This is a genomic window from Mesorhizobium sp. C277A, assembly GCF_040324395.1.
GTDB lineage: Bacteria > Pseudomonadota > Alphaproteobacteria > Rhizobiales > Rhizobiaceae > Mesorhizobium.
In genome coordinates, this window is record NZ_JAMYVW010000002.1 from 2,021,793 (window position 1) to 2,038,404 (window position 16,612).

Here is a 16,612-nt window from a genome sequence, read left to right on the forward strand (position 1 = left end):
TTCACATACGTGCAACCGATGCAAACCTAGGCGTTGAACGGCCGGCATCGCAATAACGTGGATAGCCGGGGGGCTTGAACGCGCATGACCGAACTGAAGTATTTCGACGCTATTCGCGCGGCCCAGAAAAACCAGCGCCCGCTGTCGGAAATGCCGCCCTTCGATCTCGGCCGGATCCGGAAGACAGGGCTGATTGCGCGCATCGTCGGGTCTCTGGCCGAAGACCCCCGCTGGGCGCTTTCCTTGTTGCGGCGTTTCCGGCCGACCGGCAAGCTCTTCGGTGTTCTCGTGGTCACCAAGAACGCCGATGTCCGCGACATATTGGAGCGCGGCGACGAATTCCAGACCCCATACGGCCCGGAAATGACCGAGCTTGCCCGGGGATCCAACTTCATCCTCGGCATGCAGGACGGCGCCGACTACCGGCGCATGAAATCGTCGGTGCTGAGTGCATTCCCGCCGGCCGAGGTCGAAGCCGCCGTCAGGCCGATCGCGGCGCGTCATTCGCAAGAGATCATGACGCGCGCTAGCCCCGGCTTCGATGCGATCTCCAGGTTGATGAAGATCGTCCCGGTGCACATCTGTCGAGATTATTTCGGCGTCGAGATCGACGATGAATCCGAATTCGCCGACTGGGCGATCGCGCTGAGTGCGCTGTTCTTTTCGGACCCGACGGCGAGCCCCGTCATGCGCGAACTCGCAGTGGTGGCGGGCGACCGTCTTCTCAAAGTCATCGATCGCTCCATCCAGTCGGCCAGGGACCGGGGCTTGAAGGCCGAGCAACCGCTGGCGAGGCTGGTTGTCCAGATGGATCAGGGCCGCCTGTCGCGGGACGACCTCAATTCGATCATGCTGGGCATGATCGCCGGCTTCGTCCCGACCAATGTGTTGGCCGCCGGCAATTGCCTCGACGTGATCCTGTCGCGGCCCGACGCACGGCAGGCTATCGATGCCGCATTGGCCGAAAACGATACCGCCAAGCTCGACAGGGCCGTCCTTGAAGCCATGCGCTTCAAGCCGATCTGGGTCGGCCCCTGGCGCTACACGGCCCGCGACGCGATCATCGGCAAGGGTACGCGCCGCGAGCGCCTGGTGAAGGCCGGCACGGTGGTGATGCCGGCGACGCTGTCGGCGATGTTCGATGCCGACGCCGTGCAGAACCCGGACCAGTTCGACACATCGCGCCCGCATCGCGACTACATGGTGTTCGGCCACGGCATTCATCAGTGCATCGGCGCCGAGATCGCCAGGATCCAGATCGGCGAAAGCCTGCGCGCCCTGTTCCAGAAGCAGGGCGTGCGCCGCATGCCCGGCAAGGCCGGGCGGATGACCCGCATCGGCGCCTATCCCGAAACCCTCAAGGTCGATTTCGAACGGGCAGAACTCTGCCGCACCGTAACGCAGTCCATGGTGACGGTGGTCTGCCCGGTCACCCGGTCCGCGTCGCTGGATGCTGTCCGCGACAAGGTTGCGAGCCTCGGCAACCCGGCCGTCGAAGAGATCCGCACCGCGCTCGACATTGCCGGCACCGTCCACTTCACCAGCCTGACCGTGGTCGGCACCGGCGAGATCGGCGCTGATTCCGGTCAGGAAAAAGGAGCTCTGGTTCTCGAGATTTCCGGTGACGGCAGCATCGACAATGTCATCGATGCGGTCACGCACGCCATCGGGCACCGGCTGCGGCCGATCTTCAAGGATGTCTGCGATCTGCGCGATGGCGGCGCATTGAACGATTTCCTGCGCAAGCACAATGTCGACATATCGCCGTCCTTCGGCAGCAATGCCGGACTGGTGTTTTCGGGCACGCCGGGGCACTCGGTCCAGCGTATCAAGGCCGAGCAGCAGCTTTTCGAAGCCGTGCGCGACATCGTCGAGCGGCCACGCAAAGGGGCCGGCAACGCTCCTGCCGTGCTCGCTGAAGTTCGCCAGCGTGTCCAGTCATTAGGGACGTTTGCCTGGGCGTTCGAGCCGGCCGAAAGCCTGCTCGAAAAGCCGCCGGGTCATTGGGGCCGTGCCCTGCTGACGACGTTGCTGGTGCCGCCGGTCTTCGTCACGGTGGCGATCATCTGGGCTGCTTGCTGGTACATGACCTACGGTGTGGTGTTCGGCAGATCTATCGACATCAGTTCCCAGGAAATCTCCTTCACCGCCATAGCCGTAGCAATCACCTCACTTCTGTTGTCGGGACTTGGAGTGTTGGTGGCAGCGGCGCTGCTGGCGTTTTCGTGCTTGCTGGCGCTGCGACGCCGCGAGGACAGGGATCGGCCGGAAAGCACATCGATCGGCATATCTGAATTGAACGCGATACTCGTCAAGGAGGGCCACGCGGCACAAAACCATCTGACTGCGATTTCGACGATGAAGGCCGGCATTCTGCGGCGGCTGGCGCTCAGGTTTTCCTTCTACCTGATCTCGATAGCTGCCCAGAAGGTATTCAAGCCAGGCTTCCTCAACACCATCAACACCATCCATTTCGCCCGCTGGATACTGCTGCCCGGCTCCAACCGATTGATGTTCTTCTCCAACTACGGCGGCAGCTGGGAAAGCTATCTTGAGGACTTCATCGCCAAGGCGTCCGCTGGCCTGACCGGCGTGTGGAGCAACACCGTGGGCTATCCACGCACACGATGGCTGTTCCTGGACGGCGCGCGCGACGGCGATCGTTTCAAGCGCTGGGCGCGGCGCCAGCAGGTGCCGACCCTGTTCTGGTACTCCGCCTATCCCCAAATCAACACAGAGCGCATCCGGATCAATTCCCGGGTCAGGCGCGGCATTGCTTCCGCCGTCGGCAACGAGGCGCGCGACTGGCTGAGCTTGTTCGGTTCGCTACGGCGCCCGGCGAGCGAAACAACCACCGTTCAAAAGACCACTTCGCTGCTGGCCAATATCAGCTCTGCCTTTCCGGCGCCTCTCGAGCAGCAGCTGGAAACCGGCGAGATCCAGTCCATCTTCTTCGGCCCGCTCGGCCCGCTCGCTTATTCGCATATGCTTGCGATCCGGGTGCCGGACAAGTTGCCGGCGCCCAAGCGCAGAGCCTGGCTCGATTTCGTTGTCGAGCAGACGAGTTTCGGCGAAGGCAGGCCCGCCGGGCGAGCTATGATAGTCGCCTTTGGTCCCGGTGGCCTGCGGCAGTTTGGGCTCGACGAGGGTGTGGAGGGCGATCCACTGGAAACATTTCCGATCGCCTTTCGCCATGGCATGGGCAATCCCGAGCGTGGGCGCATACTGGACGACCGAGGCCGCGACGGCCCGGACGAATGGGAGTGGGGGTCGTTGGAGAACCCTGTGGACCTGGTCATCGTCTGCTATGCTGAAGACCTGGGACGGTTGAAGACCGAGATTGCCACCGTGAGACGAAAGACGACCGGTGCAGGCATGAAGGTCGTCGCCGAACTGCCGCTCGCCGTAAACCGGGGTCCGACCGACACGAAGACGAAATCGTCCGACGGGGCAAAGCGTGACGATCGGTCGGAACGTGGGCCAGCCTACGAGCATTTCGGTTTCGCGGACGGGATTTCGCAGCCGATTGTCCGGGGCACGACCCGCGCCAGCAGGGGCGCCGCGCCCATGCATCTGGTCGCGCCCGGCGAGTTCCTGTTCGGCTATCGTGATGAGCATGGGTTCTATCCAGCCTCGCCCTCGGTAAGCGCATCACGCGATCGGACCGGAATCCTTTCTCAGGTGCGCCGTAGCCGGCTGATTCCGGGCCTGCCGCCACCGCCGCGCGATTTCGGGCGCAACGGTTCATTCCTGGTTATTCGCCAGTTCGAGCAGCACGTCGACGTCTTCAACAACTACTGCAAAAAGGCTGCAGCCTTGGTCGCGAGCCAACTCGGCAACCAAGCCATCACGCAAGACTGGATTGCCGCCAAGATGCTCGGCCGCTGGCAGAACGGTAGCTCGCTGGTGCGCAACCCCGATCATCCGGGACGCGTCATCGACAACAACTTCGCGGCTGGCGCCGAGGATCCGCAAGGCCATCGCTGCCCGCTTGGTGCCCACATTCGCCGTTCCAACCCACGCGACTCGCTGGGTGAGGACCGCGATACGCAGATCAATATCGGCAAGCGCCATCGTATCCTGCGGGTCGGCCGTACCTATGAGAAGCAGGACGGCAAGAATGGCAAGGTCGAAAAAGGGCTGCTGTTCATGTGCCTCAACGCCGATATAGAGCGCCAGTACGAATTCATTCAGCAGACCTGGGTTTCGTCGGCCACGTTCCAGGGCCTCGTCGCTGAAAAGGACCCGACGATTGGTTCGCGCAGCGGTGATGGCAGGTTCACCATTCCGTCATGGGAAAAGGTCACGACGCTCCGTGACATGCCGCAATTCGTCACCACCAAGGGTGGTGGATACTTCTTCATGCCCAGCCGCTCGGCGCTGCGCTACCTGATTTCGCGGCTCTGAGTCTTGGCCGGGGCTGATTCGGGATCGGCGTCAGTCGTCGTCCTGCGATTCGGCGATATGGCGCAGCGCCCCGGTGTCGGTGATGCGCAGGCCGCCGCGTTTGATGGCAATGAACGAGCGGTTGCGCCAGTCGTTGAGCGTCTTGTTGACGGACTCGCGCGTGGCGCCGAGGAACTCTCCGAGTTCCGATTGCGAGATCGGAATCCAGCCGGCGCTGTCGGCCATCACCTTGGCCAGGAAGACCAGGCGTTTGGCGAGCCTCGCCTCGATGCCGAAGAAGGCCTGGTCGCCGAGTTCGCCGCTGACCCAGCGCAGCCGGGCGCACAGAAGTTCGATCATCGCGCGTGCCAGCGGTGGATTTTTCTCAATGCGATCAAATAGTTGTGTCCTGCTGAGCGAAACCAGCTCGCAAGCGGTCAGGCAGATGGCGGTGGCGGTGCGTGGCCGCCCGTCAAGCGCGCCGATCTCGCCGACGAGGCTGCGCGACAGCTCGATATTGGCCACCAGCTTCTGCCCGCCGGGCGAATAGATCGAGATTTCCACCGTGCCGCTCATGACCCCGTAGATCCGGTCGGCGGCATCTTCCTGAACGAACAGATGCTGGCCGGCGGCGTAGCGCTCGACCTTGCAGCCGCTGAACAGGATATCGAACAGCTTTGGATCGATGCGTGCCAGGCGCGGCAGATCGTTTCTGTCGTTGGGGCCGCCAAAAGCCATGTTCCAAATTCCCAATTGCCGCAATCGGCGAAGTTTAAGGGCCGAAGTCTAAGGCAAGAGTGCACCGCGTCAAAGGCCGGCGTTCATCCCTTGCGATTACGCCTTCTAAAGGCGTGGCGCAGTGGTCGCGCCCAGTGCCTGGCTCGTGCCGGGCGGAAAGCCGTCTGCACGCGCGGCGGGAGGAGCCGCGCGTGCAGGCGCCAACTGATTAAAATGGTTAGGTGATAAAATTTCTGTAAAACCGAGCGGCCGCAATGGCCTTTCCGCCTGTTGCGATAGCTGGGCGCAAACAGCGTGAGCGTCTGTGACGGAGATCACATACGGCATCGCTGAAATAATGCGAGCGTCATACACCGCGCGAGCGACTGCGGCAAAGACATGCCGACGTTGCACTCCGGTCATCTTCGACGCGAGTTGATTTGTTTCCTTGCCTGCCAATCAGAATTGCACCAGTCTAAAATGGGGCAATACAGTTATTTACTTCGACAGAACCTTTGGGGGCGACTATGCCGGTCAGCAGAGAGCAGCGAATCCGTCAATATCTCGATCTCGTCACCGGGGGCGAGGGGACTGAATCGGTCCTCGGCAACGTGGAGACGATGGCAGGCGGCGCTCTGGAATCCCTTGCGCCTGCGGAAGCCGGCAAGACGGAGGCGGCGTTTGAATCGGCGCGCGCTGGCATGGAGAGCCTCGCGCGGGGCGCCGAAGTCGCGCCCGAGCAGCTTTCCGATCTGGAAGCCATAATCATCCCGGAGTTGCGGCCGGTCTATGACATCAAGGATGGCACCTTTACGACGCTGACTTTCGACGGCGCTCCGACACCTGGCCATTCGCTGTGGACGAAGCTTACCAGCGAGGCCGCATTGAAGCAGCGCATCGAAGCCGCCCTGCCGGCGATCGGGCGTATCGAACTGTTGTGGAACACCAATATCCCTTACGGCGGCACGGGCTTCGTCGTCGGCCGCAACCTGTTGATGACCAATCGTCATGTGGCGCAGATATTTGCGGACGGCCTTGGCGACCGCAATCTGCAATTCATCAACGGCCGCGCCGCCGGCATCGACTTCAAGCGCGATTCGGCGGCGGGAAACGTCTTCAAGATCCGCAATGTCCGGATGATCCATCCCTATTGGGACATGGCGATCCTCGAAGTCGAAGGCCTGCCCGACAACATCACGCCGCTGTCGCTCGCGGTCGCCGACGCGCGCGATATGCTGCGCCAGGAAGTCGTCGCCATCGGCTATCCCGCGTTCGACAATCGCAACGCGGTCGATGTCCAGAACGAGCTCATGCGCAATCGTTTCCAGGTCAAGCGCCTGCAACCGGGCATGCTGCAGGGCGGCTTCGATACGGAGAGTTTCGGCAAGATCGTCAGCGCGGCGACACATGATTGCTCGACCACTGGCGGCAACTCCGGCACCGCCATGATCAACCTCGCCACCGGCGAGGTCGTGGCGCTGCATTTCGCCGGCCGCTATCTCGAGCGTAACTACGCCGTGCCGACCGGCGCGCTGGCCAAGGACCAGCGTGTCGTCGACCTCGGCCTCAATTTCGCCGGCGCCGCCAGCGGCGGCCCCAACGATTGGGGCGCATGGTGGAACAAGGCGGACAGTGGGTCGCCGGCCGAGGGCGTAAACCTGGTTGAAGCCGGCGGCGTCAAGCAGATCCCGGGCGTCGCCACCCAGACGCCTTCATCCGGAGGCGTCGTCGTTTCGCCGGGCGGCAGCGTCACCTTCGAAGTGCCGTTGCGCATCACCGTCTCGCTCGGCGCAACGCCTGCCCATGAAGCGGTCACGGAATCGGTCGAACTGGAAGCGGCCAAGCCGACCCCTCCAGGCGGCGCATTCGTTCCCAAAACGGTCGCGGACTATGCCGGCTATAAGGGCTACGACGAAAAATTCCTGTCCGGCGGCACCAAGCTCGCGCCCGTCGTGGTGCCGATGCCGGAGGCCACCGACCTGTCCGTGCTGGCGCAGCTCAAGGCAGGGGGCACGCGGCTAGATTACCAGAATTTTTCACTCAAGATGCACGCCAAGCGGCGGCTGGCGCTGTTCACCGCCTCCAACGTCACCGAGGAGAGCAATCTGCGCGAGCCGGAAAAGGGCCGCAACTATTCGCGTGGCGGCCTGTTCAGCGAGCGCTGGTTCCCGGATCTGCGGCTCGACGACAAGTACCAGATCCCCGACGTCTTCTACACCCAGGATCAGGGCGCCTTCGACAAGGGTCATATCGTCAGGCGCGATGACGTGGCCTGGGGCAGCACCTTCGAGCTGCTGCTCAGGGGCAATGTCTGCTCCTTCCATGTCACCAACTGCTCGCCCCAGGTCGAAGGCTACAACCGCTCCGACAGCGGCGAGAAGAACTGGGGCGATCTTGAGAACCACGTCCTGTCGGAGGCGGCGAGCGAGCGGCTTTGCGTCTTCGCCGGGCCGGTCCTCGCCAAAGACGACCGGACCTTTGCCGGCAAGGGTCCCAAAGGCACCAGTCTTCGCGCGCTAGTGCCGCGCCGCTTCTGGAAGGTGGTGGTCGCCCGCGTCAGTGACGGCATCGCCAGCTACGGCTTCGTGCTCGAACAGGATCTGTCGGACACGGAACTGGAGTTCACGGTCTCCGAAGAATTCATCGGCGCAATGTACCCGCTCTCCGAAATCTCCGAAATGAGCGGCGTCATCTTCGACCAATCGCTGATCGAGGCCGATCAGTACGACACCGTTCGCGGCACCGAGATTTCCACGCGGGCTGGGTCGCGGAAGCGAAAGAAGAAGGCTTAGGGTCACGCGGCGCTGCCAATGCCTTGAAGTCGGAGGAACCACCGTGCCCGCGATCGAATGGCAGCAATCCGAGCCGACCTCACTGCTGCCGGCAAGGCGGCAACCGCCCGAGCGGTACCGATTATCGGCGCCAACCCACTGGAGATCGGCATATAGCCGGCTGCGAGCCAGTCGCCGGGAGAAAACGGTTCGTCAAAAAGCCGTGATGCACCGCTTAGAAATAGCGGCGATAATACGGGCTGGTTTCACTCTGGGGGTTTTCCATGCGCACGCGTCACGCCGTCATGCTTGCACTTTTCGCGCTTTCCAGTCCTGCCGTCTCCATGCCGCTGCAGAAAGCCAGCGCGCTGGAGCCTGAAAAATACACGGTCTACTGCGCCAACGATCACATCGAGGTTTCGTTCTGGGATATCGAGCAGATGAAGGTGCGCAACGGCTCTGATGTCTGCCAGTTCCAGAGCTATACGAGCTACTCAAGCGCGTTGAACTTTGCGCAGAAGAATTTTGGTGGGGAAGGGGCGAGTTGCAGCTGCTAGCAGTGCTGGCTTGGAGTGTGTTGTTCAGGGGAAGAAAATGGTGGGCGATGCAGGGATTGAACCTGCGACCCCACCCGTGTGAAGGGTGTGCTCTCCCGCTGAGCTAATCGCCCGCTCGTTGCCCGAAGGCCAAGCGAGCCGCGATATAAGGGAGGCAGGGTTGTGAAGTCAAGGCGAGGCGCCCGCCTTCTATGCCTGAAATAGGCGAGGGCAGGCGCTGCCGCGCAATCGCCCGTTTCGCTCAGCCGGCCGCAGCTGCAATCAGCCGTTCCGCCAGGTCGAGCGTCAGCGCGTCGAAATGCGAAATCACCGCCGACGGCTCGAATTCTCTGACATGGCGGTCGGTGTAGCCGAAATCGACGGCGACCACCGGAATGCCGGCTGCCTTGGCGGTGTCGATGTCGGTCTGCGAATCGCCGACCATCAGCGCATGATGCGGATCGCCGCCGGCGAGCCGGATGGTCCCGGTCAGATGGCGCGGGTCGGGCTTGCGGAAGGCGAACGTGTCCTGGCCGGCGATCGCGGCGAAATGCTTTGTCAGGCCGAGCGCCTCGATCAGCGCTTTCGAATTCGCCTCATATTTGTTGGTGCAGATGGCGAGCAGATAGCCGGCCTTCTCGAAGCGGGCGATGGCTTCGACGACACCGGGGTAGGGGCGCGACTTGCCGGGGATGTTGAGTGTGTAGTGGTCGAGGAACAGCTTGAGCAGCCGGTCGTGCTCCTCCACCGCCAGCGACTTCTGCTGCGCGGTATGCGCGCGCTCGATCATCACCCGTCCGCCCTGGCCGACAAAACGCCGGAAGCCGGCCTCGTCGACAGCGGCAAGCTCGCTGGCGGCAAGGCTGTGGTTGAGGCTGTCGAGCAGGTCCGGCGCCGTGTCGATCAGCGTCCCGTCGAGGTCGAACACGATGATCGGTTGGGTCATGGCCTGTCCTGTGGCTGATGCATTGCAGGCAGGCGATAGCGGCTGCGCTTCTTTCAGGCAAGCCGGTGCGAGCCAAAGTCTTTGACCCTGCGGGCAAAAGTGCTAGGAGCGCGCATCCAGAAAAATCAGAACCAAGCCAAACCCCTGGGGCGAGCATGGATGCGAGGCAGTTGAAAGTCGAGGCCGCGCGGGCTGCCCTTGCCCATGTCAGCGACGGCATGCGCATCGGCATCGGCACCGGGACGACGGCCGACGAATTCGTGCGGCTGCTGGCCGAAAAGATCGCCACGGGCTTGTCCGTCATCGGCGTGCCGACGTCGGAGCGCACTGCAGCCCTTTGCCGCGAACTCGGCGTGCCGCTGTCGACGCTTGAGGACACGCCCGAGCTCGACCTTACCGTCGACGGCGCCGACGAGATCGACGCGGCGCTGACGCTGATCAAGGGCGGCGGCGGCGCGCTGCTGCGCGAGAAGATCGTCGCGGCGGCATCTCAGCGCATGATCGTCATTGCCGATCGCTCGAAGATGGTCGACACCCTTGGCCGGTTTCCCTTGCCGATCGAAGTCAACCGGTTCGGCCTGCGCGCCACCGAAATCGCGGTCGCGGCAGCGGCCAAAAGTCTCGGCCTTTCCGGCCCGGTTACATTGAGGATGACGGGGGGGCAGCCTTTTGTTACAGACGGCGGCCATTTTATCCTCGATGCATCTTTTGGCCGCATTCCGGATACAAGAGCGCTTTCTAATGCTCTCCATGCCATTCCTGGTGTGGTCGAGCATGGTCTTTTCATCGGGCTGGCGTCAGCGGCCATCATCGCCGGCGGCGACGGCATCCAAACAGTCCATGCCGCCCGAAAACCAGGGAGTTCTACCGATCATGATGTTGCATAACCGGGTTCGCAATCTTTGCGCCGTTCTGGCGGCTTCGGCCGTTTTCGCCTTCTCTTCCCCGGCGTTCTCGCAGGAGATCACGGAATCGCATCTGAAGGCGGCACGGGCGGCGGTCACGGCAATCCACGCGACCGACTCGTTCGACAACATCCTGCCGCAAGCGGCGGCCTCGCTCGAGCAGCAGCTTATCCAGAAGAACCCTGATATGCAGGAGCTGATCGGCAAGACCGTCAGCGAAAAGGCACTGGCGCTGGCCTCGCGCCGTGCCGATCTGGAGAAGGAAGCAGCGCTCGCCTATGCCAAGGTGTTCTCCGAGAAGGATCTCACCGACATCGCCGCCTTCTACAATTCCGATGCCGGCAAGAAGCTGCTCGACAACGGCCCCAACGTGACGCGCGAACTGGTCAAGGCCGCCGACATCTGGCAGAACGGCCTGGCGCGCGATCTCGCCCAGCAGGTCGGCGAAACGCTGGCAGCCGCCGCGAAGGCCGCTGCTCCGGCCGCGCCTGCGCCGGATAACGCAACTGCCCCCGCCGATGGCGCTGCACCTGCCGACGGCGATGCGCCCGCAGACGGTGACCAGCCGGAAGCGCCGAAGAACTAAGACGTCTGATTTCGCCACCGGCATCCTTGCCGCTGGACCAGAAAGCCCGGTGGAAACCGGGCTTTTCTTTTGGCTTCATGCGGCCTACCTGTCTCAAACATTTCTTGAGGCAAGGAACAGCAGCATGGCCGGTTACGACTACGATCTCTTCGTCATCGGCGGCGGCTCCGGCGGGGTGAGGGCGGCGCGCGTGGCGGCAGCGCTCGGCAAGCGTGTCGGCATCGCCGAGGAATACCGCTATGGCGGCACCTGCGTCATCCGTGGCTGCGTGCCGAAAAAACTCTATGTCTATGCCTCGCAATTTCCCGAGCATTTTGCCGACGCCGCCGGCTATGGCTGGACGGTGCCGGAGGCGAGCTTCGACTGGCCGACGCTGGTCGCCAACAAGGACCGCGAGATCGCCCGTCTGGAAGCGATCTACGAAAAGAACGTGAAAGGCGCCGGCGGCGAGACGTTCCACTCGCGCGCCATGCTGGTCGACCCGCATGTCGTGCATCTCCTGGGCGATGACCGCACCGTCACCGCCGACCAGATCCTGATCGCCACCGGCGGCCGGCCGGCGCCGCACCCGGCGCTGCCCGGTCACGAGCATTGCATCTTTTCCAATGAGGTTTTCGACCTCAAGCAACTGCCGAAGGCGATCATGATCGAGGGCGGCGGCTACATCGCCGTCGAATTCGCCAATATCTTCCATGGCTTGGGCGTCGACACCACGCTGGTCTATCGCGGCAAGGAGATACTGTCGCGCTTCGACATGGACCTGCGGCGCATGCTGCACGAAACCATGGAAAAGAAGGGAATCAAGATCCTCTGCCACGCCGTGTCGGAATGGGTCCGCAAGCGGCCGGACGGCAGGCTGGATGCGTTGGTCACCGGCGGCAAGGTGCTGACAGTCGACCAGGTCATGCTCGCCATCGGCCGCCTCCCCAACACTGAGAATATGGGCCTGGAAGGCGTCGGCATCGAACTCGGCAAAACCGGCGCCATCGTTGTCGACGAATATTCCCGCACCAACATCGACAACATCTGGGCGATCGGCGACGTCACCAACCGCGTGCAGTTGACGCCGGTGGCGATCCACGAAGCCATGTGCTTCATCGAGACCGCATTCAAGGGCAATCCGACCGCGCCCGACCACGACACCATTCCGACCGCCGTCTTCTCACAGCCGGAGATCGGCACCGTCGGGCTGTCCGAGGACGATGCCGTCAAGCGCTACTCCGATATCGAAATCTACCGCGCCACATTCCGGCCGATGCGGCACACGCTGTCGGGCCGCGACGAAAGGATGCTGACGAAGCTGGTGGTCGATGGCGCCACGCGAAAAGTGCTCGGCGCGCACATCCTCGGGCCGGACGCCGGCGAGATGGCGCAGTTGCTCGGCATTCCGCTGAAGGCCGGCGTCACCAAGGATGATTTCGACCGCACCATGGCCGTCCACCCGACGGCAGCGGAGGAACTGGTCACCATGTACAAGCCTACCTACCGCGTGAAGAACGGCGTGCGGGTCGATTGACGCCCGCGCGCTCGATCTTGAAGAACCCCCCATGGCAGCCGCTGTTGCCACCGAGATGGGAGGCCTGAAGCTTATTACAACAAAGTGCCGCGCAGGATGACCAGCGCCACCGAGAAATAGATCACCAGGCCGGTGACATCGACCAGCGTGGCGACGAACGGCGCCGAGGCGCTCGCCGGATCGAAGCCGATCCGTTTCAGCGCGAACGGCAGCATCGACCCCGACAGCGAGCCGAAGGTGACGATACCGACAAGGGCTGCCCCCACGGTCGCCGCGATCAGCGGCCAATGCGGCCCATAATCGTAGAAGCCCATATATTGCCAGAGCGCGATGCGGCAGATGCCGACCACGCCAAGCATGGCGCCGAGCACGAAGCCGGTGGGCAATTCGCGCAACGCCACCCGCCACCAGTCGCGAAGGCCGATCTCGCGCAGCGCCAGCGCGCGAATGACGAGCGAGGTCGCCTGCGAACCGGAATTGCCGCCCGAGCTCATGATCAGCGGGATGAACAGAGTGAGCACGATCGCTTTTTGCAGTTCGCCTTCATAGCTTTGCATGGCATTGGCGGTCAGCATCTCCGAGATGAACAGCGCGCACAGCCAGCCGCCGCGCTTCTTGATCATGGCGAGAAAGCTCATCTTCATGTAGGGCTCGTCGAGCGCCTCCATGCCGCCGAAGCGATGCGCGTCCTCGGTCGTCTCCTCGATCATGGTGTCGATGATGTCGTCGATGGTGACGATGCCGAGGATCTTGCCATGGTCGACGACGGGAACCGCGAGCAGGTCATATTTGGAGATCGTCTGCGCCAGTGTCTCGCGATCGGTCAGCGGCGTCACCGTCACCGGGGCGCGATCCGGCGCCACCGACAGGATCGGATCGTCCGGCTCGCCGGTGATCAGCCGGCGCAGGCCGGTCGAGCGCACCAGCACATGCGTGTCTGGATCGACGATGTAGATGGCGTAGACGGTCTCCCGCGTCCGCTCCACCTTGCGGATGTAGTCGAGCGTGCGCCCGACGGACCAGTCCGACGGCACGCTGACGAATTCGGTCGTCATGATCGAGGCGGCGCTGCCTTCGGGATAGCCGAGAATGGAAAGCAGCGTTGCCCGCAGCGGCGGGACCAACCCGCCGAGCAGCTCGGAGCTCGCCGGTTCGTCCAGTTCGCGCAGGATATCGGCGGCGCGGTCGACCTACATGGCGGTCAGGAGCTTGCACGCTTTGGCGCGCGGCAGCGCCTCGGCCAGATCGGAGGCGCCGTCGAGTTCAGGCTGGTCGAAGATCTCGACCAGCCGCTCGAACGGCATTTCGCAAAGCAGTTCTATCGCGGTATCGCGAGATTCCCGGTTCAGGGCCTCGACGACATCGGCGACGTGATCATTGGCAAGGATACGCGCGATAGCGACGGCATCGTCGCTTGCTACGACGGGGGTAAATTCGTTCATGGCTCACTCCTTGCCGTCCGGCGGGACGTGAGCCGTTAGAGGTCACATCGAGGCGGACGGCGGTTGCGTTCGACTACTGTCGCCAGGCATGGCGCGGTGACCTTTCTGCTCGCGGGTTCGAGTTGGAATTCAGCGAGCGGGCGCAACATAGGAGCGCATCTTGGCGAGTCAATCGCGGGGGTGGCGGAAAACAGCCGGGAGCCGCCCAATCGCGAGACTGTGATGATTATTGAAGGGGGAGGGAGCGAGTGCCCCGCCGCCAGTGGCGGAACGCGCTTCGGCGTGGCTGCTATTTCTGCTTCAGCCGGCGTGAAAAACGCATCCATTTGTCCTCGACCGGCCGCGGCTGCGTAAGGATGGTGGTGAGCTCGCGCGGAAGGTTCGGAACAAGCGGCCTCTTGGTGGCGACGCCGTCGGCGATCGCGACCACGCTGTGGTAGAATTCCTCGCCCGAGGCCGAGCGTGGCGCCACCGCCTCATGCATGATGCTGATCACCGTGACATCGGGACAGTTGTCCTTGATGGCCTGGTGGAAGGCGATCTTGCCATCCGGATCGAGCGCGCCGGTCGCTTCGTCGAGGAACAGCAGTCCCGGTTGCTGCAGCACGATGCGGGCCACCACCAGCTTCTGCTTCTGGCCGCCGGACAGCAGCTGGTCCCAGATCTTTCCCTCGCGGCTTTCATCGGCCATGTGTTCGATGAAATCGCCAAGGCCGGCCTTGTGCAGGGCTGCCGCGACCTGCGCATCGCCATAGTCGTCCTCGGAGCCGGGCAGGCACACCAGCTGCTTCAGCGACACCTGCTGCAGCTTGACCTCCTGGGCGGCATAGAAGCTCCTCACACCGTCAGGGAAGACGATGGTGCCGCGGCCATAAGGCCACAAGCCGTTGATCGCCTTGATCAGCGAAGTCTTGCCGCAGCCGGATTCGCCCTTGAGGAATGCCCACTCGCCGCGCCGAAAGCGCAGATTGGCTGCGCTCAGGAACGGCGTGGCGTCTTCACCCTGATGCGCCAGTTCAAGCTTCTGGATGGTCAGGCCGAAGACCGGGTTCTGGCTGGCATAGTGGAAATCGGAACGGCCGGTCTGGCTGTAGAATTCCTGCGGCTGTTGGACGTTTTCAATGGCGTGCGCCAATTCAATGACGCGCTGGCTGTTGGCCCGCAAGGTGGCGAGACTCGGCATGACATGGATGAACCAGGAACATTTGCTGATCAGCGCGTTGACCTGCTCGGAACCGGTTATGTAGCCCTTGAGGTCGACGCCGTTGTGGATGAACGGCACCAGACCAGGTCCGTAGGCGACAACTTTGGCCCCGACGAAATTATAGACCGATTCGAATCCCGCATAGAGGGTGTTGACGATGTTGAGCTTCGACCAGGTGGTATCGATATCCAGATAGAGCCGTCCATGTATCGTCTTTTGCACGTCTTCGCCTTGCGACGCTGACACATGGAAACTGCGGCGCAACAAGGTGATCAGCTCGCTGCGATAGGTGCCTTCGGCCTTCTGCATCCTGACATTGAGCCACTCCAGCATTCCGCCGAGTTTGATCGCGATCCAGGTATTGACGGGCACATAGATGGCAACTGCCAGCAGAGCGAGGACGGCGCTGCCATAGCTGCCGAGGGCATCCAAGCCTTTTACCTCCACGGAATTCGCCAGCAAAGCGCCGCCGACAAAATAAAGTGAGGTGAAGACGCCGAACACACCTTGGGCAAGCCCGATGGCGCCGCCCGCCATGTCTTTGATGGATTCCTGCACGCGCTGATCAATGTTGTCGGGCGCTGGCGCATCTGGCGAGCCATTCTGGGCGTGGTAGTGCGTATGGTTGGTATCGAGCAGCGCCGCATTGAAACGCGCGTTCAACCAGGCGCGCCATTTGCGATGCAATGTCGCCGATACAAATTTGCAGGCGCCTATGATTCCCATGTCCTTGAACACGACCAGCAGGACAAGCAGGCCGGCATTGGTAAGCACCGATTCAAGGGGCGTGGTATTCGCGGCGTCGTGAAAAAAAGCGATTGAGGCTGCCAGTTCGCCCGCCAACACGGTAAACCAGACGTCCGCCTTGCTCGACAGGGCTATGATGAGTGCGAGGACGACGGTGAGAGCCCAGGCTTCCCTCCACCGGTCCGAGAACCAGTAGGCCCGCATCAGTCCCCAGAAGGTCCGCATCGACGATACTGGCGTCAGGGGCGACGGCCCGGCGGGGGCGTCGCGGTTCCAAAGTGCCGATATTGAACGTCGCGGTCTGTCGACCCGAATCACAATCCCGCCCAAACCTTTTTTAGTTTTGTTACGGATAGTAACACCAATTGATCATTTTCTATGAATTTTATCCCGGCGAATGTGAAGCAGCCCACCCGCCGTTGCCATGAGGCAACAGTTGGTGCTGCGAGATCGCCGCCTTTGGGTCAAATTTGTCCTTTGTTTCAATGTGTTGCGAGAACGCTCAGATGTGCGAATATATTCCCTGAGGGAAGGCTCATACACGGCTTTGTGACCAAAAGGCCTGCCCGTCGGCCGGTTTTCCCACCGCGCGCTAACCGGATCGCCCGAAAAATTGCCGTCCGTGATCGCCCCAGGCCGCCCGAATCATTTCACCGGCCATCATGGTTGGGCACGCAAGATCGTCGCTCCTGCACGGCGACTGCTCATGAGTTGGCCCACGCTTTTTAGCTGCAGCTCAACACCGTTTGACAATCAAGCGCACTGGAATGAACCTTGCCGGGCACTGTCGGCACCGATGCATGTCCGGTCCCCAACAAGGAAGCTCCCCAATGCTTGCACGCGCAGCCGTTCCCGC

The 16,612-nt window shown here is 62.5% G+C and carries 9 protein-coding genes, 1 tRNA gene and 1 pseudogene; 6 read left to right on the top strand and 5 right to left on the bottom strand.

Annotated elements, in window-relative coordinates:
• The first annotated feature begins 84 nt into the window (after nucleotides 1-84).
• A complete protein-coding gene (locus NKK52_RS10125) occupies nucleotides 85-4,407 on the top strand; it encodes a cytochrome P450 (RefSeq protein ID WP_023682507.1) in 4,323 nt (1,440 codons plus the stop codon).
• 30 nt (nucleotides 4,408-4,437) lie between these two features.
• On the opposite strand, the gene NKK52_RS10130 is transcribed toward NKK52_RS10125, so the two are convergent.
• A complete protein-coding gene (locus NKK52_RS10130) occupies nucleotides 4,438-5,124 on the bottom strand; it encodes a Crp/Fnr family transcriptional regulator (RefSeq protein ID WP_023682508.1) in 687 nt (228 codons plus the stop codon).
• A 506-nt stretch (nucleotides 5,125-5,630) separates the two neighbouring features.
• Between NKK52_RS10130 and NKK52_RS10135 the strand changes: the two genes are divergently transcribed.
• Both NKK52_RS10135 and NKK52_RS10140 read left to right on the top strand, forming a co-directional pair.
• Nucleotides 5,631-7,895: a DNA/RNA non-specific endonuclease gene (locus NKK52_RS10135; protein ID WP_352628842.1), complete on the top strand. Its 2,265-nt coding sequence runs from the start codon at nucleotides 5,631-5,633 to the stop codon at nucleotides 7,893-7,895.
• A gap of 263 nt (nucleotides 7,896-8,158) precedes the next feature.
• Entirely contained in the window at nucleotides 8,159-8,431 is a 273-nt protein-coding gene (locus NKK52_RS10140) for a hypothetical protein (protein WP_023682510.1), read from the top strand.
• Nucleotides 8,432-8,469: 38 nt separating this feature from the next.
• Here the strand turns inward: NKK52_RS10140 and NKK52_RS10145 are convergent.
• Nucleotides 8,470-8,544: transfer RNA gene (locus tag NKK52_RS10145), tRNA-Val, on the bottom strand.
• Nucleotides 8,545-8,672: 128 nt separating this feature from the next.
• Nucleotides 8,673-9,356, bottom strand: a complete 684-nt coding sequence (locus NKK52_RS10150) for a phosphoglycolate phosphatase (RefSeq protein WP_023682511.1) — start codon at nucleotides 9,354-9,356, stop codon at nucleotides 8,673-8,675.
• Between the two features lie 155 nt (nucleotides 9,357-9,511).
• Between NKK52_RS10150 and rpiA the strand changes: the two genes are divergently transcribed.
• The 3 genes from rpiA to gor all read left to right on the top strand — a co-directional run bounded on the left by rpiA (nucleotide 9,512) and on the right by gor (nucleotide 12,363).
• Nucleotides 9,512-10,243 (top strand): ribose-5-phosphate isomerase RpiA, encoded by a 732-nt coding sequence (gene rpiA, locus NKK52_RS10155; protein WP_023682512.1) that lies wholly within the window; start codon nucleotides 9,512-9,514, stop codon nucleotides 10,241-10,243.
• Nucleotides 10,230-10,847 carry a DUF2059 domain-containing protein gene (locus NKK52_RS10160; RefSeq protein WP_023668979.1) on the top strand — a complete coding sequence of 206 codons (618 nt, stop codon included), beginning with the start codon at nucleotides 10,230-10,232 and terminating at the stop codon, nucleotides 10,845-10,847. Before rpiA ends, NKK52_RS10160 begins: the two co-directional genes overlap by 14 nt.
• A 124-nt stretch (nucleotides 10,848-10,971) precedes the next feature.
• The gene (gor, locus tag NKK52_RS10165; protein ID WP_023682513.1) at nucleotides 10,972-12,363 is read left to right on the top strand and encodes a glutathione-disulfide reductase; all 1,392 of its coding nucleotides are present in this window, start codon (nucleotides 10,972-10,974) and stop codon (nucleotides 12,361-12,363) included.
• Nucleotides 12,364-12,437: 74 nt separating this feature from the next.
• Here the strand turns inward: gor and mgtE are convergent.
• Nucleotides 12,438-13,805, bottom strand: a pseudogene (mgtE, locus tag NKK52_RS10170) (magnesium transporter).
• A gap of 289 nt (nucleotides 13,806-14,094) precedes the next feature.
• Nucleotides 14,095-15,981 (bottom strand): ABC transporter ATP-binding protein/permease, encoded by a 1,887-nt coding sequence (locus NKK52_RS10175; RefSeq protein ID WP_023682514.1) that lies wholly within the window; start codon nucleotides 15,979-15,981, stop codon nucleotides 14,095-14,097.
• Nucleotides 15,982-16,612: the final 631 nt, after the last annotated feature.

Excerpts from the sequence above, each read along its gene's own strand:
- NKK52_RS10125 (WP_023682507.1), top strand. The coding sequence starts at position 85 with ATGACCGAACTGAAGTATTTCGACGCTATTCGCGCGGCCCAGAAAAAC.
- NKK52_RS10130 (WP_023682508.1), bottom strand. The coding sequence starts at position 5,124 with ATGGCTTTTGGCGGCCCCAACGACAGAAACGATCTGCCGCGCCTGGCA.
- NKK52_RS10135 (WP_352628842.1), top strand. The coding sequence starts at position 5,631 with ATGCCGGTCAGCAGAGAGCAGCGAATCCGTCAATATCTCGATCTCGTC.
- NKK52_RS10140 (WP_023682510.1), top strand. The coding sequence starts at position 8,159 with ATGCGCACGCGTCACGCCGTCATGCTTGCACTTTTCGCGCTTTCCAGT.
- NKK52_RS10150 (WP_023682511.1), bottom strand. The coding sequence starts at position 9,356 with ATGACCCAACCGATCATCGTGTTCGACCTCGACGGGACGCTGATCGAC.
- rpiA (WP_023682512.1), top strand. The coding sequence starts at position 9,512 with ATGGATGCGAGGCAGTTGAAAGTCGAGGCCGCGCGGGCTGCCCTTGCC.
- NKK52_RS10160 (WP_023668979.1), top strand. The coding sequence starts at position 10,230 with ATGATGTTGCATAACCGGGTTCGCAATCTTTGCGCCGTTCTGGCGGCT.
- gor (WP_023682513.1), top strand. The coding sequence starts at position 10,972 with ATGGCCGGTTACGACTACGATCTCTTCGTCATCGGCGGCGGCTCCGGC.
- NKK52_RS10175 (WP_023682514.1), bottom strand. The coding sequence starts at position 15,981 with ATGCGGACCTTCTGGGGACTGATGCGGGCCTACTGGTTCTCGGACCGG.